General features: G+C 65.3%; 27 protein-coding genes and 2 tRNA genes. 9 read left to right on the forward strand and 20 right to left on the reverse strand.

Annotated features, from left to right (window positions below):
* Together JHC57_RS09500 and JHC57_RS09505 are read right to left on the reverse strand one after the other, a co-directional pair.
* Positions 1 to 190 (reverse strand): Glu/Leu/Phe/Val dehydrogenase dimerization domain-containing protein (locus tag JHC57_RS09500; RefSeq protein WP_294029759.1); only part of this gene is annotated, 190 nt, incomplete at its 3' end.
* Positions 191 to 288: 98 nt separating this feature from the next.
* Positions 289 to 365 (reverse strand) — tRNA-His (locus JHC57_RS09505).
* A gap of 103 nt (positions 366 to 468) precedes the next feature.
* On the opposite strand from JHC57_RS09505, the gene JHC57_RS09510 reads away from it, so the two are divergent.
* Positions 469 to 1,149: a 2OG-Fe(II) oxygenase gene (locus JHC57_RS09510; protein ID WP_294029760.1), complete on the forward strand. Its 681-nt coding sequence runs from the start codon at positions 469 to 471 to the stop codon at positions 1,147 to 1,149.
* 18 nt (positions 1,150 to 1,167) lie between these two features.
* Here JHC57_RS09510 and JHC57_RS09515 read toward each other — a convergent pair whose 3' ends face one another.
* Positions 1,168 to 1,914 (reverse strand): SIMPL domain-containing protein, encoded by a 747-nt coding sequence (locus tag JHC57_RS09515; protein WP_294029761.1) that lies wholly within the window; start codon positions 1,912 to 1,914, stop codon positions 1,168 to 1,170.
* Between the two features lie 134 nt (positions 1,915 to 2,048).
* Here JHC57_RS09515 and JHC57_RS09520 point away from each other — a divergent pair, with 134 nt between their 5' ends.
* A complete protein-coding gene (locus tag JHC57_RS09520; protein WP_294029762.1) occupies positions 2,049 to 3,827 on the forward strand; it encodes an ATP-binding cassette domain-containing protein in 1,779 nt (592 codons plus the stop codon).
* Positions 3,828 to 3,829: 2 nt separating this feature from the next.
* On the opposite strand, the gene JHC57_RS09525 is transcribed toward JHC57_RS09520, so the two are convergent.
* Positions 3,830 to 4,312 carry a DUF6456 domain-containing protein gene (locus JHC57_RS09525; RefSeq protein ID WP_294029763.1) on the reverse strand — a complete coding sequence of 161 codons (483 nt, stop codon included), beginning with the start codon at positions 4,310 to 4,312 and terminating at the stop codon, positions 3,830 to 3,832.
* Positions 4,313 to 4,399: 87 nt separating this feature from the next.
* On the opposite strand from JHC57_RS09525, the gene JHC57_RS09530 reads away from it, so the two are divergent.
* Together JHC57_RS09530 and JHC57_RS09535 are read left to right on the forward strand one after the other, a co-directional pair.
* A complete protein-coding gene (locus JHC57_RS09530) occupies positions 4,400 to 4,960 on the forward strand; it encodes a helix-turn-helix transcriptional regulator (RefSeq protein WP_294029764.1) in 561 nt (186 codons plus the stop codon).
* Positions 4,961 to 6,136: a glycosyltransferase gene (locus tag JHC57_RS09535; RefSeq protein WP_294029765.1), complete on the forward strand. Its 1,176-nt coding sequence runs from the start codon at positions 4,961 to 4,963 to the stop codon at positions 6,134 to 6,136.
* A 63-nt stretch (positions 6,137 to 6,199) separates the two neighbouring features.
* Here JHC57_RS09535 and secF read toward each other — a convergent pair whose 3' ends face one another.
* The 3 genes from secF to yajC are packed head-to-tail and all read right to left on the reverse strand — an operon-like array spanning position 6,200 to position 9,190.
* Entirely contained in the window at positions 6,200 to 7,180 is a 981-nt protein-coding gene (gene secF / locus JHC57_RS09540) for a protein translocase subunit SecF (RefSeq protein ID WP_294029766.1), read from the reverse strand.
* A 12-nt stretch (positions 7,181 to 7,192) separates the two neighbouring features.
* Complete coding sequence (secD, locus tag JHC57_RS09545; protein ID WP_294029767.1) at positions 7,193 to 8,806, reverse strand: protein translocase subunit SecD; 1,614 nt, start codon at positions 8,804 to 8,806, stop codon at positions 7,193 to 7,195.
* Between the two features lie 54 nt (positions 8,807 to 8,860).
* Positions 8,861 to 9,190, reverse strand: coding sequence for a preprotein translocase subunit YajC (gene yajC, locus JHC57_RS09550; protein ID WP_294029768.1), 330 nt, complete (start codon positions 9,188 to 9,190; stop codon positions 8,861 to 8,863).
* Positions 9,191 to 9,446: 256 nt separating this feature from the next.
* On the opposite strand from yajC, the gene JHC57_RS09555 reads away from it, so the two are divergent.
* The 3 genes from JHC57_RS09555 (at position 9,447) to JHC57_RS09565 (ending at position 11,159) form a co-directional block, all read left to right on the forward strand.
* Positions 9,447 to 9,523, forward strand: a tRNA-Pro gene (locus tag JHC57_RS09555).
* Between the two features lie 86 nt (positions 9,524 to 9,609).
* Positions 9,610 to 10,353, forward strand: a complete 744-nt coding sequence (locus tag JHC57_RS09560) for a sulfite exporter TauE/SafE family protein (protein ID WP_294029769.1) — start codon at positions 9,610 to 9,612, stop codon at positions 10,351 to 10,353.
* Between the two features lie 32 nt (positions 10,354 to 10,385).
* Positions 10,386 to 11,159, forward strand: a complete 774-nt coding sequence (locus JHC57_RS09565) for a TSUP family transporter (protein ID WP_294029770.1) — start codon at positions 10,386 to 10,388, stop codon at positions 11,157 to 11,159.
* On the opposite strand, the gene JHC57_RS09570 is transcribed toward JHC57_RS09565, so the two are convergent.
* Both JHC57_RS09570 and JHC57_RS09575 read right to left on the reverse strand, forming a co-directional pair.
* Positions 11,156 to 11,482 carry an EF-hand domain-containing protein gene (locus tag JHC57_RS09570; protein WP_294029771.1) on the reverse strand — a complete coding sequence of 109 codons (327 nt, stop codon included), beginning with the start codon at positions 11,480 to 11,482 and terminating at the stop codon, positions 11,156 to 11,158. The genes JHC57_RS09565 and JHC57_RS09570 overlap by 4 nt on opposite strands.
* 99 nt (positions 11,483 to 11,581) lie before the next feature.
* Entirely contained in the window at positions 11,582 to 12,559 is a 978-nt protein-coding gene (locus tag JHC57_RS09575) for an NADPH:quinone oxidoreductase family protein (protein WP_294029772.1), read from the reverse strand.
* Between the two features lie 72 nt (positions 12,560 to 12,631).
* Between JHC57_RS09575 and JHC57_RS09580 the strand changes: the two genes are divergently transcribed.
* Together JHC57_RS09580 and JHC57_RS09585 are read left to right on the forward strand one after the other, a co-directional pair.
* Positions 12,632 to 13,201, forward strand: a complete 570-nt coding sequence (locus JHC57_RS09580; RefSeq protein ID WP_294029773.1) for a glycosyl hydrolase 108 family protein — start codon at positions 12,632 to 12,634, stop codon at positions 13,199 to 13,201.
* A 55-nt stretch (positions 13,202 to 13,256) separates the two neighbouring features.
* Complete coding sequence (locus JHC57_RS09585) at positions 13,257 to 13,670, forward strand: holin family protein (RefSeq protein WP_294029774.1); 414 nt, start codon at positions 13,257 to 13,259, stop codon at positions 13,668 to 13,670.
* Between the two features lie 83 nt (positions 13,671 to 13,753).
* Here JHC57_RS09585 and JHC57_RS09590 read toward each other — a convergent pair whose 3' ends face one another.
* The 11 genes from JHC57_RS09590 to JHC57_RS09640 form a co-directional block, all read right to left on the reverse strand.
* Positions 13,754 to 14,230 (reverse strand): SRPBCC family protein, encoded by a 477-nt coding sequence (locus JHC57_RS09590; protein ID WP_294029775.1) that lies wholly within the window; start codon positions 14,228 to 14,230, stop codon positions 13,754 to 13,756.
* Positions 14,231 to 14,241: 11 nt separating this feature from the next.
* Positions 14,242 to 16,887 carry an alanine--tRNA ligase gene (gene alaS / locus JHC57_RS09595; protein WP_294029776.1) on the reverse strand — a complete coding sequence of 882 codons (2,646 nt, stop codon included), beginning with the start codon at positions 16,885 to 16,887 and terminating at the stop codon, positions 14,242 to 14,244.
* A gap of 63 nt (positions 16,888 to 16,950) precedes the next feature.
* Entirely contained in the window at positions 16,951 to 17,691 is a 741-nt protein-coding gene (locus JHC57_RS09600; RefSeq protein ID WP_294029777.1) for a hypothetical protein, read from the reverse strand.
* A 129-nt stretch (positions 17,692 to 17,820) separates the two neighbouring features.
* On the reverse strand, positions 17,821 to 18,414 hold the full coding sequence (locus tag JHC57_RS09605; RefSeq protein ID WP_294029778.1) for a hypothetical protein: 594 nt from the start codon (positions 18,412 to 18,414) through the stop codon (positions 17,821 to 17,823).
* Entirely contained in the window at positions 18,404 to 19,030 is a 627-nt protein-coding gene (locus tag JHC57_RS09610; RefSeq protein WP_294029779.1) for a glutathione S-transferase family protein, read from the reverse strand. The genes JHC57_RS09605 and JHC57_RS09610 overlap by 11 nt, the downstream gene beginning before the upstream one ends.
* 18 nt (positions 19,031 to 19,048) lie before the next feature.
* Positions 19,049 to 19,864, reverse strand: coding sequence for an agmatinase (gene speB / locus JHC57_RS09615; RefSeq protein ID WP_294029780.1), 816 nt, complete (start codon positions 19,862 to 19,864; stop codon positions 19,049 to 19,051).
* 173 nt (positions 19,865 to 20,037) lie between these two features.
* The gene (gene recA, locus JHC57_RS09620; protein ID WP_294029781.1) at positions 20,038 to 21,117 is read right to left on the reverse strand and encodes a recombinase RecA; all 1,080 of its coding nucleotides are present in this window, start codon (positions 21,115 to 21,117) and stop codon (positions 20,038 to 20,040) included.
* Between the two features lie 121 nt (positions 21,118 to 21,238).
* Entirely contained in the window at positions 21,239 to 21,592 is a 354-nt protein-coding gene (locus tag JHC57_RS09625; protein WP_294029782.1) for a response regulator, read from the reverse strand.
* Positions 21,582 to 23,966, reverse strand: a complete 2,385-nt coding sequence (locus JHC57_RS09630; protein ID WP_294029783.1) for a response regulator — start codon at positions 23,964 to 23,966, stop codon at positions 21,582 to 21,584. The genes JHC57_RS09625 and JHC57_RS09630 overlap by 11 nt, the downstream gene beginning before the upstream one ends.
* 89 nt (positions 23,967 to 24,055) lie before the next feature.
* On the reverse strand, positions 24,056 to 26,110 hold the full coding sequence (locus JHC57_RS09635) for a M13-type metalloendopeptidase (protein ID WP_294029784.1): 2,055 nt from the start codon (positions 26,108 to 26,110) through the stop codon (positions 24,056 to 24,058).
* Between the two features lie 94 nt (positions 26,111 to 26,204).
* Positions 26,205 to 26,440: DUF2062 domain-containing protein (locus tag JHC57_RS09640; RefSeq protein ID WP_294029785.1), on the reverse strand; the 236-nt coding region annotated here is incomplete at its 5' end.

Below are 26,440 nucleotides of genomic sequence, written 5' to 3' on the forward strand. Positions count from 1 at the left end.
GCGACAGGCGCAGCGCGTCGGTGATCGCGGCGGCGCGCTGCGGATAATGCCAGTAGCGCACCCCGCCCGCGCCGGGGCCGAGGTGCGTCGAGTGGACGGCGATGACCGCCGTCAGCCCGCTCGCCCGGTCACGGAACATGTGGACATGCTCATGATCGTCGAAATCGGCGAAATCCCAGACAGCAGACATGCGCGGCTCCTCGCATTAGAAAATTACGTTAAGACGCAATAATCCAATAGAGATTGAGAGTCACCCCAAATCCCGCATGTGCGCTAAAATCGAGAAAATGGGGCGATCAACGGGGCTCGAACCCGCGACCTCCGGTACCACAAACCGGCGCTCTAACCAACTGAGCTATGATCGCCACACGCCGCGCGCAAAGCCGCTGCGACAGCGCGCGGCGATAGGCGCGCCCTCCCCCTTCGTCAAGCATTGTTCGCTTGGGAGCAAGCCACTAAAAGCGCGCCATGGCTGGGAACGAACATGTCGACATGGCGACCTCGGGCGCCGATCGCACTGCGGAGCGGCTCGCAGCCGTCCCCGGCATCCGCCGCGCGCCGACGCCGAAGCTGCAGCAATTCATGCTCGCGCGCTTCCTCGATACCGAAACCTGCGCCGCGCTGATGGCGCTGATCGACGGCGACGCGCGCCCTTCGACGATTGCCGATCCAAACGGCGACGAGGCATTTCGCACGAGCTCTACCTGCGACCTCGACCATCGCAATCCCGTCGTCGTCGCGGTCAACAACAGGCTCCACGAACTTACCGGCATCCCGCCCGAATATGGCGAACCGCTTCAGGGCCAGCGCTATGAGGTCGGCGAGGAGTTCAAGGCGCACACCGACTATTTCGACCCGCACGGCGCCGACTGGGATACATATTGCGCCGTCCCCGGCCAGCGGAGCTGGACGCTCATGATCTATCTCAACGAGCCCGAAGCGGGCGGCGCGACGCGTTTCCTCTCGACGGGCAAGATGCATCAGCCCGAAACGGGTAAACTGCTCGCGTGGAACAATGTCCGCGCCGACGGCACCCCCAACCCCGAAACGCTCCACCACGGGATGAAGGTGCGCAAGGGGCGCAAATATATCATCACCAAATGGTTTCGCGAGCGCCCCTGGCCGTGGGCAGAGGGGGAGCTGGCCTGACCAGCCCCCGCTCCGCTGTTACCTGACCAGCCGATACTGGAAGTTCAGCGTCAGCGTGTTGGCGACCCGACCCGGCTCGACCGGGGTGGCCTTCGCCGAACCGGCGTCCATCGCCATGCGCACCATCGGCATCGGCGGCTGCGGGCCGCCAAAGCTGCCTTCGCTGATCGAAACCAGTTCGACGCCGCGGAAACCTGCGAGCCGCGCATAGTCCTGCGCCTTCGCTTCGGCAGCCTTGATCGCGGTGCCCCGCGCGCCGACAAGCTGCGCGTCGGGGTCCTTCATGCCGAACCACGGACCGTCGACATTGGTCCCGCCCGCAGCGACCAGCGCATCGAGCAGCGGGCCGATGTCTTCGATCTTGCCCGTCGTCGCGCGGACGCTGTTCGACACCTGATAGCCGAGGAAGCGCGGCGGCTGGCCGTCGCCGCGGTTGTTATAGTCATATTGCGGCGACAGATTGATGCCGCTCGTCTGGATATCCTCGGCCTTGATCCCGCGCGCCTTCGCGGCGGCGATCAGCTTGTCCATCGCCGCGGCGTTGGCGCGCATCGCCTCGACCGCGGTCGGCGCGGTCGTCGTCACACCCGCGCCGACGGTTGCCTGGTCGGGACGCGAGCGCACTTCCTCGCTGACGCTGAAGCTCAGGATCGGACCCTGGGTCGTTGCTGCCGTCACCGTCGAACCTCCTTGCTGAGCCACGGCGGGCACCGCCGCCATCAGGGCCAGTCCGGATGCCATAGCGGCGAGCATTTGCTTCGTCATTTCATTCTCCTGTGAACCGGGCTTTCGGTCATTTCAGATGTCCGCCCCGTAACGCAGACGGAACAGACCCGTTCCGGCCTTTGTGCGCTGGGCGCTTGCATGATCCTGAACGTATCGGTAGCGCGCCGTTCATCATGGCAGCTCCCATTCTTTCATATGAAGGCCTCGGCCTTGTGCAGGGCAGCGGCTGGCTGTTCCAAGACCTCGACATCTATGTCGGCGAACGCGACCGGCTTGCACTGATCGGCCGTAACGGCGCCGGCAAGACCACTCTGCTCAAGCTGCTCGCCGGCCGCATTGATCCCGACAAGGGCAAGCGCACGATCGTTCCCGGCACTCACGTCGTGATGCTCGAACAGGAACCCGATTTCGGACCTTTCGCGACATTGATGGACTTCGCGGTGGCGGGCAACGACGGTCCGCCCGAGCATGAGGTCGCGGCGATCGCCGACCAGCTCGGCATCGACATGAGCCGTACCGCCGCCAGCGCTTCGGGCGGCGAGCGCCGCCGCGCCGCACTTGCGCGCGCGCTCGCGCAAAACCCCGACGTGCTGCTACTCGACGAGCCGACCAACCATCTCGATCTCGCCGCGATCGACTGGCTCGAAAGCTGGCTCGCGCGCTACACGGGCGCCTTCGTCGCGATCAGCCACGACCGCACCTTCCTCACTCGCCTGACGCGGCAGACCCTGTGGCTCGACCGCGGCAGCATCCGCCGCAAGGAAATCGGTTTCGGCGGCTTCGAGGAATGGAGCGACGCGGTTGCCGCCGAAGAAGCACGCGCCGCGCAGCGCCTCGACTCGAAGCTCCGCCTCGAAGCGCACTGGCTCGAACGCGGCGTCACGGCGCGGCGCAAGCGCAATCAGGGGCGGCTCGAGAAGCTCAAGGAAATGCGCGCGACCCGCGCCGCGATGATCGGTGGTCCCGGCGTCGCGAAGCTCGGCCTCGCCAACGACGACGTCCGCTCGAAATCGGTGATTGTCGCCGAGGGCGTGTCGAAAAGCTTCGGCGACCGCACGATCATCAAAAATCTCGATTTCCGCGTCCAGCGCGGCGACCGGATCGGAATCGTCGGCGCGAACGGCGCGGGCAAATCGACGCTGCTCAAGCTGCTGACCGGCGAAATCGAGCCCGACAGCGGCACCGTCACCCTCGCGCCCACGCTCGACGGCATCATCATCGACCAGCAGCGCAGCCTGCTTTCGCCCGACAAGCGTGTCCGCGACATACTCGCCGACGGCGGCGACTGGGTCGAGGTGCGCGGGGAGAAGAAGCACATCCAGGGCTATCTCAAGGAATTTCTCTTCGACCCCGGCGTCGTCGAGGCGAGCGTCGGCGCTCTGTCGGGCGGCGAACGCTCGCGACTGCTGCTCGCGCGCGAATTCGCCCGCGAATCGAACCTGCTCGTGCTCGACGAGCCGACCAATGACCTCGACCTCGAAACGCTTGACCTGTTGCAGGAAGTCATCGCCGACTATGCCGGCACGGTGCTGCTCGTCAGCCATGACCGCGACTTCCTGGACCGGACCGTCACGGTCACGCTCGGCCTCGACGGATCGGGCAAGGTCGACATCGTCGCCGGCGGCTATGCCGACTGGGAAGCGAAGCGGGTCAAGCCCGCCATCACGAAAGCCAAATCCGCCGGCAGCGCGACACCGACGCCCCCACCACAGGCGCGCAAGAAGCTCTCTTACAAGGATCAGCGCGACTACGACCTTCTTCCCGCGAGGATCGAAGAGATCGAAGCGGAGATGACGGGGATCGAGGTCGAACTTTCGGACGGCAGCTTGTTCACGCGCGACAACGAGCGGTTCAACGCGCTGACTGCAAAGCTCGACGAGCTGCGCGACGAAAAGACCGCTGCCGAGGATCGATGGCTGGCGTTGGCCGAAGAGCTCGAATCGCTCGGATAAGGCTATCCGGTCCCGTAAAATTGCGCGAGCCGGTCGAGCGCCATCCCGAGCACCAGCTTGCCCGACCGCGCCGGCCAGCCCAACGCCTTCTCTGCACCGCCGATTCCCTCGCCCGCGCAGATTACGCGCCAGCAGATATCGGCCAGACCGGGCCCGACCGAATCGAGCGCCGCGTGAAACCGGCGATGCGAATCGATCCGCGCCAGCGAGGCATCCGATGCCCGTGCGCCACCACGGCTCTTCGCCGGTGGTGCAGAATCCCAGCGCATCGTGATCCGCGCCGCCAGCCCGGCGCGCTCATAGTCGCCGCGCAATCGCTCGCCCGCACCGCGTTGCGCCGCCGTGAGCAAGCCGCGCGATGCCAGCCATGCGATCGGGCTTTCCGCAACATTTACCGTCACATGCCGCATCACCTGCGGCACCGCCTTGCCCGGGTCGATCCGGTCGTCGGGGTGGATGTGCATTTCAAGGCGGCGAGCGGTCATGCGATTCTCCTTCATTCACGCCGGGCTTGACACTGGAATATTTTGTAGGAAAGAAGAAACCGATTTGGTTATTTAAAGGTTGTTGCGATGATCAATAGCATTCGGGCGGTGCGCCGCGCCAAGGGCTTGACGCTGGAGGAAGTGGGCCAGCGTTGCGTCCCGCCCACGACGGCGCAAACGATCGGCCGCCTCGAAACCGGGACGCGAACGCTGTCGCTCGGCTGGATGAACCGCATCGCCGCGGCGCTCGGCGTCGACGCCGCCGAACTCGTCCAGCTGCCGCAGGATACGCAACTCACGATCACTGCACTCCTCGGCGCCGACGGAGCGCAGGCGCCGACCCGCGTCGAACAGGCGCTCACCGCGCGCCCGGGCGAGGATATGGTCGCGGTGCGCGTCATCTCGTCGATCGGCGATTATCGTTCGGGCGATGAAATCTGGTGCCGCCGGATCGAGGGCGACTGGGCGAGTATGCTCAATCGCGACCTGCTCGTGCCGCGTCCCGCCGGCCGCTTCTTCTTCGCGCGCCTGCTAAATGTTGACGGCGAAAAACTTCATCTGCTCCCGCTCGGCACCGGTCAGCGCCAACAGGTCGTCAGCAACCCGTCTTGGGCGGCGGTCGCCGTCCGCCTGCTCCGAACGCTCTGAGTGCCTGCGCCCACGTCCCTGCGCGTCCTGTCAATCGCGACGCTGTTTCCCGATGCCGCGCGACCCAATTTCGGCCTGTTCGTCGAAAAGAGCCTCCGTGCACTCGCCGCGCAGCCCGGCATCGACCTCACCATCGTCGCCCCCGTCGGTCTGCCGCCCTTCCCGCTATCGCTGCACAAACGCTATCGCGCACTACGCGACCTGCCGCGGGCCGAGAATTGGAACGGCCTCACCGTCCACCGCCCGCGCTTCACCCTGATCCCGCGGATCGGCGCGCGCTTCAATCCCGCCGGGGTGGCCCGCGCCACACTGTCGGCGGTACACGGCGAGGCGTTCGACGTCGTCGACGCCCAATTCTTCTATCCCGACGGCCCCGCCGCCATGCGCGTGGCGGACGCTCTTGCCCTGCCCTTCTCGGCGAAAGCGCGCGGTGCCGACATCAGCCATTTCGGCCACGACCCTGCGACCGCGCCGCAACTGCTCGCTGCGGCCGACAGCGCCGCGGGCCTGCTCGCGGTCTCCAATTCGATGCGCGGCGAGATGGCCGCGATCGGTATCGATCCGGCCAAAATCGCCGTTCACTACACCGGCGTCGACAGCGCGCGCTTTTCACCCGGCGACCGCGCCGCGGCCCGCGCCGCGCTGAGAATGGGCGACGCCCCCACGATCCTCACCGTCGGCGCGCTGATTGCGCGCAAGGGGCAGGCGCTGGTTATCGAGGCGCTGCCGGCGCTGCCCGGCGTCCACTATTGGCTCGCGGGCGCGGGCGAAGAAGCGGGGCACTATCGCGCGCTCGCACAGAAACTCGGCGTCGAAACGCGCGTCCATTTCATGGGGCCCGTCGCGAACGCTGACCTACCGCAGCTCTATCGCGCCGCCGATGCCGTCGTCATGCCCTCGGTCAGCGAGGGCCTCGCCAACGCATGGGTCGAGGCGCTCGCCTGCGGCACGCCCATCGTGATCAGCGATGCGGGCGGCGCTGCCGAGCTGGTCAAATCGCCCGCCGCCGGTCGCATCGTCGAGCGCACGCCCGACGCGATTGCCGAAGCGGTGCAGGCTATTCTCGCCGCCCCGCCTGCCCCGTCCGACGTCGCTGCGAGCCTCGGTGGCCGCTTCGACTGGGACCGCAACGGCCGCGAACTTGCGGCGCATCTCCGCGACTGCGCAGGTCTCTAGATACGGCAACGCCGGCCCGCTCACAGAGCGGACCGGCGCCGGTTTTCTTGAAACGAAATTGCGTCAGACGACCGCGCCGTCGTCCTTGCGCTCGATGCGTTCGCCGCCGTCCATGCCCGCGACCGTGCGCGGGACAAAGCTGTGCGGACCGACCTTCAGCCACACCAGCACCGGGGTCGACATCAGCACCGAGGAATAGCCGCCGATGAACACGCCGAACAGCATCGCAGCGGTAAAGCCGAAAATCACGTCGGGGCCAAAGATCAGCAGCATGCCGAGCGCCAGAACCATCGCGACCGTCGTCATGACTGTGCGTGACAGCGTTTCGTTGATGCTGAGATTGAGGAGCGGAATGATCTCCATCTTGCGGTATTTTTTCAGATTCTCGCGAATACGATCATAAACGACGATCGTGTCGTTGAGCGAATAGCCCACGATAGTGAGCAACGCCGCGACGCTGTTCAGGTCGAACTGCATCTGCGTCACCGCGAACAGGCCGAATGTCAGCGATACCTCATGGAACAAGCGGCCAAGCGCACCAACGCCGAACTGCCATTCAAAGCGTATCCAGATATAGATCGAGATGCCGAGGATCGCGAGGCCGAGGCTGATCGCGCCGGTGCGTATCAATTCTCCCGAAACCTTGCCCGAAACGGTTTCGACCGAGCCGGTCTTCGCGGTCGGGAAGGCTTTGTGAATACCCGATACCAATTGCTGCCCCGCACGCTCGGCGGCGGCCTTGTCGCCGTCGGGAAGCGCGGTGCGGATCGATACCGCCTTGTCCGATCCGAACTGTTGGATCGTCGCCTCGCCAAGGCCGATGTCGCCGACCTTTTCGCGGATTTCGTCGATTGGCGGCATCCCCTGCGTGAATTCGACGCGAACCGACTGGCCGCCGACGAAGTCGACGCCGAGGTTCAGGCCCTTCACGGCGACCAGTGCGATCGACACGGCCACGAGGAAAAAGCTCATGAACGAGGCGATTTTCCGCCACCGCAGGAAGTCGATATTGGTGTCGTCAGGAACGAGTTTCAGCAAGCGCATCGTTTCGCTCCCTTAAATATTGATCGACGTCGGGCGCTTGGTCCGCAGCCAATGGGCTACGAACATGCGCGTGACGGTAACGGCGGTGAAGACGCTGGTGACGATCCCGATGGTCAGAACCACCGCAAAGCCCTTGATCGGGCCCGAACCGAACCAGAACATCAACGCGGCCGCGATGACGTTGGTGACATTGGCGTCGAAAATCGCGCGGCTTGCCTCGCTATAACCCAGTTCGACAGCCTGGAAGACCTTTCGACCGCGTTTCAATTCCTCGCGTATGCGCTCGTTGATCAGCACGTTCGCGTCGACCGCGGCGCCGATCGTCAGCACGAAACCGGCGATCCCCGGCAGCGTCAATGTCGCGTTGAACGCCGCCATGACCGCGATGATCAGGAAGACGTTAAAGACGAGCGCGACGCACGCATAGACGCCGAAGCGGCCGTATACGACGAGCATCAGCACCAGCACCGACACCGTTGCGATGATGCCCGCGATCGCACCCTTGCGGATCGAATCGGCGCCGAGTTCGGGGGTCACCGTGCGCTCTTCGACCACGGTCATCTTCACCGGCAGCGCGCCCGAGCGCAGCGAAATCGCCAGCGCGTTCGCGCTTGCGACGCTGAAGCTGCCCGAAATCTGGGCGCTGCCACCAAGGATCGGCTCGTTGATCGACGGCGCCGACAGCACCTTGCCGTCGAGGACCATTGCAAAACGCTTGCCGACATTCTGCGCCGTCACCTTGGCAAAGGTGCTCGACCCACCCGAATCGAAGCGGATGGAGACGACCGGCTGGTTGTTCTGCGGATCATAGCTTTGCTGGGCGTTGATCAGCTGTTCGCCGCTGATCATCACCTGGCGGCGCAGCACTTCGAACGCGGCGCCGCTGCCCTCGCCTTCGGCATAAGGAACGATCTCGCTGCCCACGGGCACGCGGCCCGCCGCGGCTTCGTTGGGGTCGGCGTTGGTATCGACCATGCGGAATTCGAGGCGCGCGGTCTTGCCGATCAGTTCCTTGAGTGCGGCCGGATCCTGGAGACCCGGGACCTGCACGACGACGCGGTCGGTGCCCTCGCGGATGATCGTCGGCTCGCGCGTGCCGAGCGCGTTGACGCGCTTGTCGATGATGTCGCGCGCGGTATCCATCGCGTTCGCCACAGCCTGCGTCTGCCCCGCGCTCGTCGGGGTCATCTCGATCCGCGTCGAATTGACGACGGTGACCGTCCAGTCGCGCTGGCCCGTCAGCTGTGCGCCGCGCGTCTCGTTGAACAGGCGCTCGCGCGCTTCGTCGAGCTTCTCAAGGTCGCGGACGAGAAAGCTGATCTTCCCGCCGGCGGTCGAAAGCTCGCCGATAGCGATATCGTCATCGGGGCCACTTTCGCCGCGCATCGCGGTGCGAACGGTTTTTTCCATATTCGCGAGCTGCGTCTTGCGCAGGTCGGCGATATCGGCCTCGAGCAGCAAGTGGCTGCCGCCGGCAAGGTCGAGGCCCAGATTTACCTTCGCCTGCAGGAAGGACGGCAGGCTGTTCACCGTCTTCTCGGGAAGAAAACTGGGGATGGAGAAGAGAATACCGAGCAGCAGGATGATGCTGATGCCGATGGTCTTCCAACGCGGAAAATCGAGCATGGTGTGAGATCCGATAGCAGAGGCGGGACCGCGCCGTGCGCGATCCCCGCCGCGTCAGTCGTTGGCGGGCTTGCCACCGGGCTGCATGACGTCGGCCAAGGTCGACTTCACGACCTTGATCTTCACGCCTTGTGCGATTTCGACATCGACGAAATCATCGTCGACGCGCGTTACCTTGCCGACAATGCCGCCGCCGGTAACGACCTGGTCGCGCGGCTTCACCGCTGCGACCTTGGTACGATGCTCCTTCGCGCGAACCTGCTGCGGGCGGATCAGAAAGAACCAGAACACCGCAAAGATCAGCAGATAGGGCACCAGCATCAGGAAACCGGCAGCCCCGCCGCCCGATCCGGCCGCCTGGGTCAGAAGCAATTGCGTCGACATGAATGAAAAACTTTCCGTTACAGGCAGCGCCCGTTCCCCTCCGGAGCGGGCGCGCGAAATATGGCGCGGCGCCTATCATGCAGGGGCCTCGCGCGCAACCGGTCGTGCGCGCCCCTCCCCCGTGGCAAGCGCGCCCGAAATGGGGTCCACGGCGGCAAGATCAAGCCTGCGGCATCAATCCGCCGAAAAGCAGCCATCGCAGCTTGCATCCCTCGCCAAGGCGCGCTAGTGGCCTCGCCTGCCCAATCGGGCCGGTCGGGACGTAGCGCAGCCTGGTAGCGCATCACACTGGGGGTGTGGGGGTCGGAGGTTCGAATCCTCTCGTCCCGACCAATTTTACAAGACAGGTCGACAGCTTGCTGACAGCATGACCTCGCCATCGGCGAGGCCCCGCGACGCGCACGGCAGGAAGGCGGAAGATGCAAGCAGGCCTTTTGATCGTTGCAGCCGCATTCCTCACTTCCATCCTCTCGGGCATTTTCGGCATGGCGGGCGGCCTCGTCTTCATGGGCGTACTCGCCTGGATGCTCCCGGCGGCCACCGCCCTCGCGCTTCACGGCGTGATCCAGTTCGCCTCGAATGTCTGGCGTGCCGCACTGCACCGCGCGCATGTCGCCTGGCCCGTTCTGCTGTGGTTCGGAATCGGCGCTGCGGCCGCGATCGGTTTCTTCTCGCTGGTGGTCTTCACGCCGACCAAATTCTACGTCTTCCTGGCCCTCGGCCTGATGCCAATCCTCGTCTGGCTGCCCGAACGCTGGCTCGCGCTCGACGCGACCAATCGCTGGCACGCGATCGGCGGCGGCTTCGTTTCGACCGGTCTCGCGCTCGTCTCGGGCGTATCGGGCCCGGTGACCGATCTTCTCTTCATTCATGGCAAGCTGAACCGGCATCAGGTTGTCGCGACCAAGGCGGTGATGCAGGCGATCGGCCACGCTTCGAAGGTCCTTATCTACGGCGCATTGCTGCTCGGCGCCGCGACGCGCGAAATCGTCCCGCTGTCCGTCACCGCGGTCGCGGTGCTCGCATCGATGGCGGGTATCATGGTCGGCGGTCATATTCTCGGCCGCATCAGCGAGGCGTATTTCCGCGCGAGCCGTCGCTGGATCGTCACAATCATTGGGGCGGCCTTCCTCTATCAGGCGATAATGATCGCCGCCGCTTGAGCATTGCGATACGGCGCACTACGAGCGCGCGCATGGAATTCGTCCCCGAAATCTTCGCCTTCCTGATCGCCGTCGCCTTTCTTGCCGGCACGGTCGACGCGATGGCGGGCGGCGGCGGTCTCCTCACCATTCCGGCGCTGATGGCGGCCGGCGTACCGCCGGTATCGGCGCTCGCGACGAACAAGCTGCAAAGCGCCGTCGGCACCGCCTCGGCCTTTTGGACCTTCTGGCGCGAAGGCCATGTCGATCTCCGCCGCTTTGCCTGGCCCGCAGCGGGCGCGTTCGCCGGATCGGTGCTCGGCGCGACGACGGTACAATATGTGAGCTCCGATTTTCTCGCTGCCTTCGTGCCCGTACTCTTGATCGCGATGGGCCTCTATTTCCTGCTCGCCCCGCCGATGAGCAGCGTCGACCGGCACGCACGCGCCGGCCCGCTCGGCCTCACCCTCATCGTCGCGGCGCTCGGTTTCTACGACGGTTTCTTCGGCCCGGGCACCGGCTCGTTCCTGACGCTGACCCTCGTCGCGCTCGGCGGACTCGGGCTGGTACGTGCGATCGGCAATACGAAGTTCCTCAATCTCGCGACCAATATCGCGGGGCTGCTCGCAATGGTCGTCGGCGGCCATGTCCTCTGGCTGCTCGGCCTTTCGATGGCCGCCGCGAATGTCGCGGGCAACCAGCTCGGCGCGCGGCTCGCGATCCGCTTCGGCGGCCGCGGGGTCCGGCCGCTGCTCGTCGTCATGTCCTTCGCACTGACCGCCAAGTTGCTCGCCGACCCCGCCAATCCCCTCTGGAACCTGCTTTAGGACTCGCCGTCGCCCTCCGCCGGCGGCGGCGCGGTGCGCCCCTTCCGGGTAGCTTGCAGTTCGGCCTTGTCGACCGCGCCATCGCCGTTGGCATCGGCGCGCTTGATAAAGGCTTCGATCTTTTCGGGGCTCTTCAGCGTCGCGTCGCCCCGCCGTTCGGCGCGCATTTCCATCATCTTGGTGATTTCGGCCTTGTCGAGCTTGCCGTCGCCATTGGCGTCCATTCGCTCGAACATGCGTCCACCGCCCTGCGGCGGCTGTGCGACGGCTACAGCCGGCAGCGCCAGACCCAGCGAAGCGACAATCCAGATAGTTGTCTTCACATCATTTCCTCTCGAGTGACGCAGCGGCTCCGCTGCGAAGCCCCCGGCGCAGGAATGACGGCGCGATGTCGCAAAATTATCCCAGCACCGCTCCGCCCGTCACGGTTTCAGTACGACCTTCCCCACCACCTCGCGCCGCTCGAGCATCGCAAACCCCTCGCGCCAGTCGGCGAGGTCGAGCGAGGCGTGGACGTGCGGCCGGATCCGGCCCGCCGCCGCCAGCGCGTCGATCGCCGCGATATTCGCGGCGCCGCGCTCGGGAAAGCGCCGGCCATATTCGCCCGCGCGCACCCCGACGACCGAGAACCCCTTGATCAGCGGCATGTTGACCGACACCTCGGGAATCCGGCCCGAGGCAAAGCCGACGACGAGCAGGCGTCCCCCGAAAGCGATGCAGCGCGTCGATTCGTCGAAGACATCGCCGCCGACCGGATCGAAGATCACATCGGCGCCCTTGCCGCCGGTCAGCGCCTTCACCTCGTCGCGGAACCCCGGCCCCGCCGCGATCACCGCATCGGGCGCATAAAGCCGCGCAATCGCCTCCCGCTTCTCCGCGCTGCTCGCCGCCGCGATCACCCTTGCGCCCAGCGCCTTCGCCAGATCGACCGTCGCCAGCCCCACCCCGCCCGCCGCGCCGTGGACCAGCAGCCATTCGCCCGGCTCGATCCGCGCGCAGCGGACGAGCGCGACGTAAGCCGTCAGATAGGCGACCGGATAGGCGGCCGCCTCCTCCCAGCTCAGGCCGGCAGGTTTCGCGCGCAACGCGTCGGCGGGAACGACGGCATATTCGGCCATCGCGCCGAAGCGATTGCCGCCGACGACCGCGTCGCCTACCGCCCATCCGGCCACCCCCTCGCTCACCGCTTCGACCTCGCCCGCGAACTCCAGCCCCGACACGAAGGGGAGTTCGGGTTTCAGCTGATAGCCGCCCGAGGTCATCAACAGGTCGGGGAAATTCACCGCCGCCGCGCGCACGCGCACGCGGACTTCGCCGGGCCCGGGCACCGGCACCGCCAGATCGGCCAGCCCCGCGCCGCCATGATCGGGGAGCAATTCACGCACCTGCAAAGCCCGCATGGTGAAAAGCCTTTCCTACAATATTCCAATATGGTTCGTTTTACTCGCCCGACCAACCAGAAGGAGCGAATCATGCCAAGACCCGACCCACTCGCAACCGACGCCGACGCGTTGATCGACGCCGTCATCGACCGCGAAGGCCGATATGTAAACCATCCCGCCGATCGCGGCGGCCCGACCTGCTGGGGAATCACCGAGGCGGTCGCGCGCGCGGAGGGCTATACGGGGAGCATGCGCGACCTGCCGCGCGCCGATGCCGCGTCGATCTATCGCCGCCTCTATTGGTTGCGTCCCGGTTTCGACCGGGTCGCGCTGCGGACGCCGAAGATTGCCGCCGAGTTGTTCGACACCGGCGTCAACATGGGCACCGGCACCGCGGCGGGCTTTCTTCAGCGCGCACTCAACGCGCTCAACCGCGCCGCGCGCGACTATCCCGACATCGCGGTCGACCGCGCGATCGGCCCGCGCACGCTGTCGGCGCTCGACGGCTTCCTGAAGGCGCGCGGCAAGAGCGGCGAAACCGTCCTCCTCCGCGCGATGGAGGCGCTGCAGGGCGAACGCTACATCGCGCTCGCCGAACGCCGCCCGAGCCAGGAAGCCTTCCTCTACGGCTGGCTCGCGAACCGCATCGGGCCGAACTGAACAAGCGATTCCAGAGTGAAGTTGTGAGGTTTCTCTAACAAAAAGGAAAATCGACATGAGCATCATCGAAGGCCTGATCGGCCCCATCGCCAAGCTGATCGACAAGATCATCCCCGACCCCGAAGCGCGCGACCACGCCAAGCTCGAACTCATCAAACTCGAGGGCAGCCAGGAAATGGAGGCGATCCGCACGCGTATGACCGCGATCGTCGCCGAGGCGAACAGCGCCGACCCCTGGACCAGTCGCGCGCGGCCGAGTTTCCTCTATGTCATGTATGCGCTGTTGCTCTGGGCGATCCCGATGGGCCTGATCGCCGCCGCGCGGCCCGAAATGGCGAAGGGCATCGCGGACGGCATGAACGCCTATCTCGCGGGAATTCCGGAACCGCTCTACGCGCTCTTCGGTACCGGCTATCTCGGCTACACCGCCGCGCGGGCGTGGGGGAAGGCGAAGGGCGTCGAGGGCTGATCCCGCCTGTGTTCCCCGGCGAAAGCCGGAACCCATAGCAGCGGAACTCGGCATCGCCGGACCGCGGCTTTCACCGGGGAGCGTTATACTTCGACCATGGTCGCCAAATTCGCCAGCGACGAACCCAGCCCGGCCTCATGATCCTTCGCCGAAATCCCGGGCGGCACATGATGCGCGTCGATCGTCACCAATGTGCCGCCGCCCTTGCGCGACAGATACCAGTGCATCGCCATCGTTCCCGAAAAACGCGGATCGTCGGATTCGAATTCGACCTCCCAGACGATCAGCCGCCCCTCGTCGAGCAACGGGATATGCACCTCGACGACATCGCTGTCGTCATCGCTTTTGGTCTCGACGTCGGGATCGTCGAACGTCAGCCGCAGCCGGAATCCGCCGCCCGCGCGCAGGTCGCAATGTTCGAACGTGCCGGTCGCGCCCTCGGGCGGCAACCAGCGCGCCAGCTTGTCGGCGCTGGTGAAGGCAGCGAACACGTCAACCAGCGGCGCCGCGATCAGCCGTTCGGCATGATCGGTGCGCCGCGTCTTCTTCGTGGGTTTCAAGTCTGACAGTTTCAGGCGAGTGCGGCTTTGACCGCCGCGACGGCGTCGTTCGCCGCGCCGCCGTCGGGACCGCCGCCCTGCGCCATGTCGGGCCGTCCGCCGCCGCCCTGCCCGCCGAGCGCCGCGACCGCCGCCTTGACGAGATCGACCGCGCTATGGCTGCCCATCTTGTCGTCGGTCACCCCGACCGCGACCGACGCGCGCCCGTCGTTGACCGCGACGAGCATCGCGACGCCGCTGCCGACCTGTTTCTTGAGCCCGTCGACCGTGCCACGCAGTTCCTTGGGATCGAGCCCGTCGACCACCTGCGCGAGGAACGCCATATCGCCGACCTGCTCGACAGCGGGGCCAGCGGACGAGCCGCCACCACCGCCCATGGCAAGAGCTTTCTTCACATCGGCGAGCTCGCGCTCAGCCTTCTTGAGCTGCTCGGCCAGCGCCGCGACGCGCGCGGGCACCTCGTCAGGCGAGGTCTTGAGCGCCGCCGCCGCGCTTTTAAGCGCCTCGTCGCGGCCATTCAGCCAGACGCGCGCCGCTTCGCCGGTCAGCGCCTCGATGCGCCGCACGCCCGAGGAAACCGCACTCTCGCTGACGATCTTGAACAACGCAATGTCACCCAGCGCCCGGACGTGCGTCCCGCCGCACAGTTCGACCGAATAGCTGCGATCGTCGGCATGCCCCATCGAAAGCACGCGAACCTCGTCGCCGTACTTCTCGCCGAACAGCGCGAGCGCGCCCGCCGCGACGGCATCGTCGGGGGTCATCAGCCGCGTCGACACGGCTTCATTGCCGCGAATCTGCGCGTTCACGTCAGCCTCGATCTGCGCGAGTTCCTCGGCACTCAGCGCCTTGGGATGCGAGAAGTCGAAGCGGAAGCGGTCTTCGGCGACGAGGCTGCCCTTCTGCGTCACATGCCCGCCGAGCCGGTTGCGCAGCGCCGCGTGCAGCAGGTGCGTCGCGCTGTGGTTGGCACGGATGCGATCGCGGCGTTCGGCATCGACGGTGAGTTGCACCGTGTCGCCGACCTTCAGCGTCCCGGCTTCGAGCTTCGCCTGATGCGTATGCAGGCGGCCGAGCGGCTTGCCGGTATCGCTCACCACCGCCTTCGCGCCTTCCAGCGTCGCGATCGTCCCCGCGTCGCCCATCTGGCCGCCGCTTTCGCCATAAAAGGGCGTCTGGTTGGTCAGCACGACGACCGCGTCGCCGGCCCTGACCTCATCGACCGGCTTGCCGTCCCTGATCAGCCCGATGACAGTCGCCTCGCCTGCCGTCGAGGTATAGCCGGTGAATTCGGTGCTGCCGTTCGTCTCGGCGAGGTCGAACCAGATTTCGTCCGAGGCCTTCTCACCGCTGCCCTTCCATGCCGCGCGCGCCGCCGCCTTCTGCTGCGCCATCGCGGCGTCGAAGCCCGCGCGGTCGACCGCGATGTCCTGCGCCCGCAGCGCATCCTCGGTCAGATCGTAAGGGAAGCCATAGGTATCGTAGAGCCTGAACGCGACCTCGCCCGCCAGCGTATCGCCCTTGCCCATGCCGACGGTCGCCTCGTCGAGCAGCTTGAGCCCCTTGTCGAGCGTCTGGCGGAACTTGGTTTCCTCGCGCTCCAGCGTCTCGGCGATCAGCGGCTGCGCACGGATCAGCTCGGGATGGGCAGCGCCCATCTCGGCGGTCAGCGACGGCAGCAGCCGGTGCATCAGCGGGTCTTTCGCGCCGAGCAGATGCGCATGACGCATCGCGCGGCGCATGATCCGGCGCAGCACATAGCCGCGGCCCTCGTTCGACGGCAGCACGCCGTCGGCGACGAGGAAGCTCGATGCGCGAAGGTGATCGGCGATCACGCGGTGGCTGGCCTGTGTCGCACCCTCGGCGGACACGCCGGTCAGATCGACCGACGCCGCGATCAGCGCCTTGAACGTGTCGGTGTCGTAATTGTCGTGGACGCCCTGCAGCACCGCCGCGACGCGCTCGAGCCCCATGCCGGTGTCGATGCTCGGCCGCGGCAGGTCGATACGTTCGCCGCCGGGCTGCTGCTCATATTGCATGAACACGAGGTTCCAGATCTCGACGAAGCGGTCGCCATCTTCCTCGGGCGATCCGGGAGGTCCGCCCCGGATATGGTCGCCATGGTCATAGAAGATTTCGCTGCACGGCCCGCACGGTCCGGTGTCGCCCATCGACCAGAAATTGTCGCTCGTCGCGATGCGGATGATCCGCTCGTCGGGCAGGCCCGCGATCTTCTTCCACAGGTCGAACGCCTCGTCGTCGGTGTGATAGACGGTCGCGGTCAGCTTCTCGGGTGCCAGGCCCCAGCTCTTGGTGATCAACGTCCAGGCGTGATGGATCGCCTGTTCCTTGAAATAGTCGCCGAAGGAGAAATTCCCCAGCATTTCAAAGAAAGTATGGTGCCGCGCGGTATAACCGACATTGTCGAGGTCGTTGTGCTTGCCGCCCGCCCGCACGCACTTCTGTGCCGACACGGCGGTACTGTAGGGGCGCTTCTCGAGGCCCGTGAAGACATTCTTGAACGGCACCATGCCCGCGTTGACGAACATCAGCGTCGGGTCGTTATACGGCACGAGCGGCGCCGACGGCTCGATATGGTGGCCTTCCTGCCCGAAATAGTCGAGGAAAGAGCGGCGAATGTCGTTGGTCGATATCATGCGCGCGATCTAGTGCGGAACGACGCGTTTCTCAAGCGCGATGCGCGCGACGACAACATTCGGCTAACGTCGGCAAAGGCGGTCGAGCTCCTCGTCGCTCATCCCCTCTTCGTCGATCAGTCTCTGCGAAACATAGCGCACGTCATATTGCGCGATCTGATATTTACTCTCGTTCACGCGGTAGAGAAGCACCCCGCCGCATGTCCCGGCAATTCCGGGATGCGAGCTGAGGACGGCAAAATAGGCATAGGCCCCCGGATAGCTTGCGTCGGGGGGATTGTTGAGCCAGCCGTCCAGCCGGCTCGTGAATTTGCCCGCGCCCGTCTGGTGCATCTTCGCCTCGCGGCTGAAGCGGTTCATTTCCTCGGTCGTCGCTTCCAGCTGCGGGTCCATCATCGCTGCCAGCGCGCGCCCGTTGCCGGCGTCGAGATTATCGAGAAAGCGCGTTACATATTGCGTCGCGGCCGCCGTGTCGGCGGCGCTCGCCTTCCAGTCGGCGGGCACGGGCTTGTAAGGATCGGTGGCCGGGTCGAAGCAGGAAAAGGCCTGACGAAAATTCTTGATGACCGTGACGCCGCGCTCGACATCGATCTCGTTATCAAAGAAATAACGCCCGAACCGCACGCTCTGCCGCCCGCATCGCTCAGCCGCCATCAACTTTATTCGTTCCACTACCGGATTATACTGATTCTCGTCGATAAACGGTGTCGTGGCGGCATAGCCGCGGCCCGGCACCGCCTCGATCCTGATTTCAGGTGTAGTCGATGTCGCTGCCAGCAAGGCAGCGACAAATATCGTCGCCATAATCTGTTCCCCACCTCATTTATGCGATGCCCCCCGGCTCCGCATTTCGCACCGCGATTCGATCCCGGCGCCCCGCGCATGATCGTGCGCAGGCCAACGACAACAGACAAGCCAAAATTTCGATTGGGATCAAAAGGCTGTCGCGATTCCCTTGCCCAGATAGCAGGGCAGCTGCCGCAGCACGTCAGCCTTGGGCACGCCATCCTCGATCAGGTCCGGTGGCACTTCGGACGTGTCGGTGCGCACGACCGTCCAGCCTGCACCCGGTTCAGCGCGATGGACGACGACATAGCCGCAATCCATCGTTCCGTTCTTGCGGTCGCCGCGAAAATCGAATGCTGCATAGAGACCGGCGGGCTGGCCCTCGGGGTCGAGATACCAGCTGAGACGCAGCGGACGTATCTGACCGTCGGCCCACAGGGTCGCCCGTTTGCGCAGGTTCATTTCCCATTCCAGCCGCGGATTCGAAGCTTGGAACGACAGGCGCAGCATTGCGTAGGCCGCTGCGAAATCGCGCCTTTCAAGCGCAAGCGTATATTCGGCAAACCGGTCGATCGCGCCCTCTTCGTCCGCTGCGGTCGGTTCGAAATCCCTCCCTCCAGGCGAGACGATCTCGCGCTCCACTTCGGGCGCGAGCGTCGGCGGCGCGGCGGAAACCGGCGGAATGCACGCGGCCAGAGCCGCGGCAGCGATCAGCGCGCGGCCCCGGAAATCAATAGCCATAATAGGCGCCGCCTTTCTCCCTCGCGCGGCGCCACGCGGGACGATCGTGACAGGCGTTAACAAACGTCGCGAGCTTGGGGTAGCGCGGCGCCATGCCCTGCATGATCGCGATTTCGGCGGGGAAACTCAGCATGATATCAGCGGCCGAAAGGCTGTCGCCGATGAAATGCCCATTCTCTCCGACACGGTTTTCCATATAGCCGAAGTGCGAATCGAGCTGTTGCGAGATGCGCGGCTCGATCGGGGCGGCGGCTTCGCCAAGCCGCGCGGTATAGATACGCAGCAGGATCGGCGTCATCGCCGACCCTTCGGCGAAGTGCAGCCATTCGAGGTGGCGAATATGGTCGTCGGTACCGCGTTCGGGAACCAGATACGTGCCACCGTGTCGCTCGCACAGATATTCGGTGATCGCCCCGGATTCGGTGACGACGCGGCCCCCATCCTCGATCACAGGCGACTTCCCGAGCGGATGGACTGCGAGCAGTTCGGGCGGCGCCAGGTTGGTGACGGGATCGCGATCATAATATCTGATTTCGTAGGGCGCGCCAATTTCCTCGAGCAGCCACAGGATGCGCTGCGAACGACTGTTGTTCAGATGGTGGACGATCAGGCTCATGGCGCACTCCTTGGCAGATCAGGCAATATGGGGACCGTTGCGATCGATCAGCGCCGCAAGCTCACGCACCAGCTTGGCGCCGAGGATCGCGGTGACATCGCCCAGGTCGCGGACGGGGTGCAGTTCGACGATATCGGCGCCGACGATCGGCGCCACCTGCTTGCGCAGAACCGAGAGCATCTCGCGCACGGTGAGGCCGCCGGGCTCGGGGTGCGCGACGCCGGGCGCCGCCGACGGGTCGAGCCCGTCGAGATCGATCGAAATATAAAGCGGCCCCTCCAGCACCGGGACCTTGTCTGGCGTGAAATCGGCCATCTCGATGATCTCGACGCCGAAGCGCTCGGCCTGTTCGCGGCAGTGGCGGTTAAGCGTCCGGATGCCGACCTGCACCAGCCTTTTGGCATGGCCTGCTTCGCAGATGCGGGCGAAGGGCGAGGCGTGGCTGCGCGGATTGCCGGCGAAATCGTCGTAGAGATCGGGATGCGCGTCGAAGTGCAGGATCGTCACCGGTCCGTGGCAGGCGGCAGCGGCTTCGACGAGCGGGAAGGTGACCGCATGGTCGCCACCGAGGGCGAGTGGAATTTCTCCATCTTCGCGCACATAGGCGATGTGGCGGCGGATCGCGGCATCGTCCTGCGCGGTGTCTTCGGTCAGCGGGAGGTCGCCGTCGTCGGTGAGCGCGATGTCGGTGCCGATTTCGGGGCCGAGCTCGCTCGCCATATTGCCGCGATCGCTCCACAGCGCGGCGCGGATCGCGGCGGGGCCGGCGGCGGCACCGCGTTCGAAGCTGCTGTTGATGTCGGTGGGAAGGCCGAAGAGACGGATCGCGGGCATCCGCCGCTTGTAGCCGCTGCCAGGGTCCGCGCAAGAAGCAACGGCAGCCCAGGGTTCAACGGCGGGCGGGCCGACCTGCTTGGGAGAGGGGAGCGCAGGTCAAAGGGGCTGGTGGCCCGCCGCCGTCGGCCGGCCGGTTCAAGCAAGGCGAACCGGCCGGATGGCAATCGCCATCAATTGTCGTCGTCGCCCTCGTCGTCGGGGCCGGCCATCATTTCCTCGGCCACCGCATCGGTGCGGCTGCGGATCGCGGCTTCGAGCCGTTCGCGCAGTTCGGGGTTTTCGGTCAGGAAATTCTTCGCATTTTCGCGGCCCTGCCCGATGCGGATCGAGTCATAGCTGAACCAGGCGCCCGATTTCTCGACGAGCCCGGCCTTCACGCCGATGTCGAGGATCTCGCCGATCTTCGAAATGCCCTGCCCGTACATGATGTCGAATTCGACCTGCTTGAACGGCGGCGCGACCTTGTTCTTCACGACCTTCACGCGCGTCGTGTTGCCGACGATCTCGTCGCCATTCTTGATCTGGCCGGTGCGGCGGATGTCGAGGCGGACCGATGCGTAGAATTTGAGCGCGTTGCCGCCGGTCGTGGTTTCGGGATTGCCGTACATCACGCCGATTTTCATGCGTAGCTGGTTGATGAAGATCACCATGCAGCGCGAGCGGCTTATCGAACCGGTGAGTTTGCGCAGCGACTGCGACATCAGACGCGCCTGCAGACCGACATGGCTGTCGCCCATCTCGCCCTCGATTTCGGCGCGCGGAACGAGCGCGGCGACCGAGTCGACGACGAGCACGTCGATCGCGTTCGAGCGCACGAGCGTGTCGACGATTTCGAGCGCCTGTTCGCCGGTGTCGGGCTGCGACACGATCAACTCGTCGATGTTGACGCCGAGCTTGCGGGCATAGACGGGGTCGAGCGCATGTTCGGCGTCGACGAAGGCGACCGTGCCGCCCGTCTTTTGCGCTTCGGCGAGCGTGTGAAGTGCGAGCGTGGTCTTGCCCGAGCTTTCGGGGCCATAGATTTCGATGACGCGACCGCGTGGCAAGCCGCCGACGCCAAGCGCGATATCGAGGCCGAGCGAGCCGGTCGAGATCGCCTCGACCTGCATGGCTTCCTTCTGGCCCAATTTCATCACCGAGCCCTTGCCGAACGCGCGATCGATCTGCGCGAGCGCGGCGTCGAGCGCCTTCTGCCTGTCCGTGTTGTTCACTGATTTCCCCGATTCGACGAGTGACAATTGTCCGGCCATAACCGTCCCTTTCCAGCTCTAGAGCGACGGCAGAAGCATCGCAACGCCGAACCTGTGTACGGCATTTGTTCTACCAGAACAAGATGGGAACAAAATTAAATCGGGAAGCGAAGCAAGCGCGCTATTTCGCGCCGAATTCCTCCAGCGCTGCCTCGATGTCGCTGATCCGGAACGGCTTGGTGATCAGCTTGCGGTGCGCGTGCGTCGGCGGGATGACGTCGCCGCCCCCCGAGGTAAAGGCGAAAGGGATGCCGCGCTCGGCGAGCGCGTCGGCGACCGGCCAGCCCTTTTCGTCACCGAGATTGATGTCGACGAGCGCACCCGCGAGCGGCTCCGAAGCGATGAACGCCAGAGCTTCCTCGTTGCTCGTTGCCTGTGCGGGCTCGGGAAGATCGAGCGCATCGAACATGTCGGCGAGCATCATGCCGATGAGCACATCGTCCTCGACGAGCAGGATGCGATGATCAGCCACCATTGGACACCCGGTGCGCGGCGTCGTCGAGCGCCGCCGAGGTCGCCTCGGCAAGCTGCGCGACCGAGAAGGGTTTGGGCAGGAACGAGACATCGTCGATGTCGATCGACTGGCGGAGCTGCTCTTCGGCATAGCCCGACATGAACAGCACCGGCAGGTCGGGCCGCCTGGCACGCATCGCCCGCACCATCGCCGGACCGTCCATCGTCGGCATCACGACGTCGCTGATGATCAAATCGACCTTCTCCATCTGTGCAAAGCGTTCGAGCCCCTCTTCGCCCTGCGAAGCGGTCACGACGCTATAACCCGCACGGGTCAGTGCGCGTTCCGCGACCGCGCGCACCATATCCTCATCCTCGACGAGCAGGATGGTGCCGGTACCCCACTGGCTCTTCTTGGGCTTGGCGGGTGGCGGCGCCACGACCGGCGTATCGCCACTGGCCCGGTGCACGGGCAGATAGATGAAGAAGCTGGTCCCCTGCCCCGGCTTGCTGTCGGCGAAGATGAAGCCCGCCGACTGCTTGATGATTCCGTAGACGGTCGAAAGCCCGAGCCCCGTTCCCTTGCCGACATCCTTGGTCGTGAAGAAGGGTTCGAAAATCTTGGGCAGCACATCGGCGGGAATTCCCGTGCCGGTATCGCTGACCTTCAGGGCGCAATAATCGGCGGGCGGCATGAACTCATTGCCCATCTGGCGAACGTCGGCTGCCGACACGGGATAGGTTTCGATCGTCAGCGTTCCCCCGCCCGGCATCGCGTCGCGTGCGTTGACCGCCAGGTTGATGATCACCTGTTCGAGCTGACCGGGATCGGCGCGCACCGCGCCGAGCCCGCGGCCGTGATGCACTGCAAGCTGCACCGTCTCGCCGATCAGCCGCTTCAGAAGATGCGACACCTCCGAAATCACGTCGGGGAGCTGCAATATCTGCGGACGCAGCGTCTGTTGCCGCGAGAAGGCGAGCAGTTGCCGCGTCAGGCTGGCGGCGCGATTGGCATTGCTGCGGATCTGCTGGATATCGTCATAATCGCTGTCGCCGGGCGTATGGCGCATCAGCATCAGATCGCAGGCGCCGAGCACCGCGGTCAGGATATTGTTGAAGTCATGCGCGACCCCGCCCGCCAGCTGACCGACCGCCTGCATCTTCGAGGCCTGCGCGACCTGCCGCTTCAGGCGCGATTCCTCGCTCGAATCCTTGAGGCTCAGCAGAACCGCCGCCTCGCCCAGCCCACGCACGCCGACGACGCGCATCGACACGGGATCGCCGCTCTGCCCCGCCAGCCGGATCGACAGGTCGCCGCCGACCTGCTGCCCACTGCTGTGGCGGCGGATCATGTCGGCGAGCGGCCCCTTGTCCTCGCCGACGACGATATCGCCGGGATAGCGCGGCATCTTGCCTTCGGGCAGGCTCGCGGCGCGCACGAAGGCGCGGTTCATGTAGAGGAAGCGCCCGTCGCGATCGACCATCGCGAGCCCGAAGGGCAGCAGCGACAGCAAGGTTTCGACATAGGTCTGCGCGGTGCCGCGGTCGGCCGGTGCCATTTCCTCGTCGAGCATCGCGAGCAGCATCGGCGAATGGCTGTCGGCGGGCGCGAGCGCGATCTGGATCAGCCGCACCGGCGTCGCACGGTCCCCCTCGCGCGCGAAATACAGCGAGCCCGCGTCATCGACCCGGATCATCGGCGCGACGTCGCGACCCGCATAATGGCTCGCGTCGTCCTCGCCCAGCGCGCGGAGCAGGAAGGCCTGATTGGCGACGCGCAGACGCCCCTCGGCGCTGACGAGTGCCGCCATCACCCCGGCATGACCGAGCGTGCGGCCCGCCGGACCATCGAGATGGCGGACGATTTCGGCTACGAGATCGAGCCGTTCGAGCGCGGAGAAGCGCCAGACGAGATAATCCTCGGACTGGCCGGTGCGCGTCACCTGCGCGCGAAGCTGAAGCGGCCCGATTGCGATATCGTCGGCGGTGCCTTCGCCATCGCGCCACGCGATGCGGCCGGCATTTTTGAGCAGTTCCGGCCCGCGCCCGTCGAGCGGCAGGCCGGGCGGCGTCACGAAACCATTGAACCATGTTCCGAACAGGTCGTTCGCGCAGACCATCCGGCCGGCGCGATCGGTGACGGCGATCGCGACATCGTCGTGATTGATCGCCTGACGCAGCATCGTCCAGTCGGGGGCAACCGCCTCGCCCGTTGCCGCCGCAGGGAACAGCCGGCGCGCGAGCAGCACTCCGCCCGCGGCGACGGCCAGCCCGGCGAGGAAACCGGCCGCCAGCACCATGTCGCGCGTCGCCCAGAAGAGCAGAGCGGCGGACAGCAAGGCCAGTCCGCCGAGGATCGCCTTGTCGATCTGCGACAGGCCCACAGGAATCGACAAGGGACCGGCGGGGCCTGCCCCCCTGATGAAATCACCATCAGCGGAGGGCAGGCTTTGCACGGTCAACTTCTGTCTTTCTCAGTAGCGCATCACCAGATGCGGACGCGGTCCTTCGGCGCCAGATAGAGCTTCTGACCCTGCTTGATCTGATAGGCCTTATACCAAGGGTCAAGATTGCGCGAGACCCAAGTCCGCTGGATCGACGGCGAATGCGGATCGGTCGTGATACGCTGCGACAGATTCTGCTCGCGATAGTTGCGGCGCCACACCTGCGCCCAGCCGAGGAAGAAGCGCTGATCGCCGGTCAGCCCGTCGATCACCGGCGCTTCCTTGCCGCCGAGCGACTTCTTGTAGGCGTCATATGCAATGGTCAGGCCGGCGAGATCGCCGATATTCTCGCCCAGCGTAAAGGTGCCGTCGAGCTTTTCGCCCGGCAGCACTTCATAGGCGTCATATTGCGCGATGAGCGCCTTGCCCGCAGCTTCGAACGCCGCGACGTCGGCGGGGGTCCACCAGTCGGCGAGCTTGCCGGTTTCGTCATACTTCGCGCCCTGATCGTCGAAGTGGTGGCTGATCTCGTGACCGATCACCGCGCCGATACCGCCATAGTTGACCGCCGCGTCGGCGTGCGGATCGAAGAAGGGCGGCTGCAGGATCGCGGCGGGGAAGACGATCTCGTTCATACCGAAATTGGCGTAGGCGTTGACTTCCATCGGGGTCATTCCCCATTCCCAGCGGCGGATCGGCTGGCCGAGGCGGCCGACATTGTCGTCATGGGCGAACTGGTTCGAGCGCAGCGCGTTGCCGAACAGGTCGTCGCCGCGGATTTCGAGCTTGCTGTAATCCTTCCAGCGATCGGGGTAGCCGATCTTGGTCGTGAAATTGGCGAGCTTCTTTTTCGCCTTCACCTTCGTACCCGGCTGCATCCACGTCAGATTGCCGATGCGCGTGTCGAGTGCGGCGAGCACATTCCTGACGAGCACGTCCATTGCCGCCTTGGTCTCCGGCGGGAAATATTTCGCGACATAGTCCTTGCCGACGGCCTCACCCATATTGTTCGTGGTGAAGTCGACGGCGCGTTTCCAGCGCTCCTGCATCTGCGGCGTGCCCGAGAGCGCGGTGCCGTAGAAGGAGAAGGCTTCCTGCGCGACCGCGTCGGGCAGGACGCCCGAGAAGCCGTCGAGGCTGCGCACGATCAGCATGTCGCGGATCACGCCGATCGGCGCGTCGGCAAGCAGCCTGGCCTCGCCGGTGAAGGCGCTCGGCTGCGACACGAGGATCGAATCCTCGTTGACGCCGATGCCGCCGATGAACGCCTGCCAGTCGAACCCCGGCGCGGCCTGCGCGAGTTCGGCGATCGTCATCTTGTTATAGACCTTGGTCGCGTCGCTGCTGTCATTCTTGTCCCAATGGACCGTCGCGACCTGCTTTTCGAAGTCGTAGATCGCCTTGGCGCGCGCTGCGGCGTCCTTTTCGCCCGCGAGCGTCAGGACATTCTCGAGATGCTTGAGATAGGCGCCCTGCAGCTTGGTGTTCCGCTCGTTCTCCTTCAGATAGAAGTCGCGGTCGGGCATGCCGATGCCGCCCTGGAACATCGTGTAGATATAGACGTCGGGGTTCTTGTCGTCCTGCCCGACATAGCCGCCGAAGAAATGCTGGACGCCGCTGCGGTCGGCTTCGGCGAGCAGGCGGGCGAGGCCCGGCTTGTCTACCGCGCGGATCCTGGCGAGCCAGGGCTGGATCGGGGCGAGCCCCTTCGCCTCGACCGCAGCGGCATCGAGATACGACGAATAGGCACGGCCGATCATGCTGTTCGGATCGGCCTTCGCGGCTTCGAGGATTTCCTGCGTGCGCTTCTGCGACAGGTCGGCGAGCGCGGTGAACATGCCATAGTTCGACTTGTCGGCCGGGATCTGGGTGTTCCTGGCCCAGGTGCCATTGGCGTAGCCGTAGAAATCATCACCGGGCTGGACGCTCTTGTCCATGCCGGTGAGGTCGAAGCCGAAATCGCCGATTTCGGGCTTGGCGGTGGTGGTGACGGGCGCCGCGGCGGTAGTTTCCTGCGCGGTTGCCGGTACGGCAAGGGCGATCGCGCCAAGCGCAGCGGTCGCCAGAAGGCGCGAAGCAATATTCAAGCGAGTCATGATATTCCCCGGTCATCGATTTGAAGCGAAAATCCGCACCGCATGCGCAGCACGGATCAGCGATGCGACAGCTATACGCCTGCTACCTGGGGGTTCAACCGGCGGCCGTGTCGCTCGTCGATGTCTCAAGTCGTTGGTCGCGTGCGCGCGCCAGCTTGCGCCGCCAGCGGAGGCGAATCCAGTTGTCCCAGAACAGCGCGGCGAGGACGTAGCCGATGACGGCGGAGACGACCGAGATGACGAACAGCCCGGCCAGCATCGCGGGCGCGGCGTCGGAAAAGACCCAGCGCACCCACTCGCCCGCCGACGCGCCATGCTCGATCATCGCCG

Origin of the sequence: Sphingopyxis sp. (assembly GCF_016463645.1) — a bacterium.
In the GTDB taxonomy this organism is placed as follows: Bacteria; Pseudomonadota; Alphaproteobacteria; order Sphingomonadales; family Sphingomonadaceae; genus Sphingopyxis.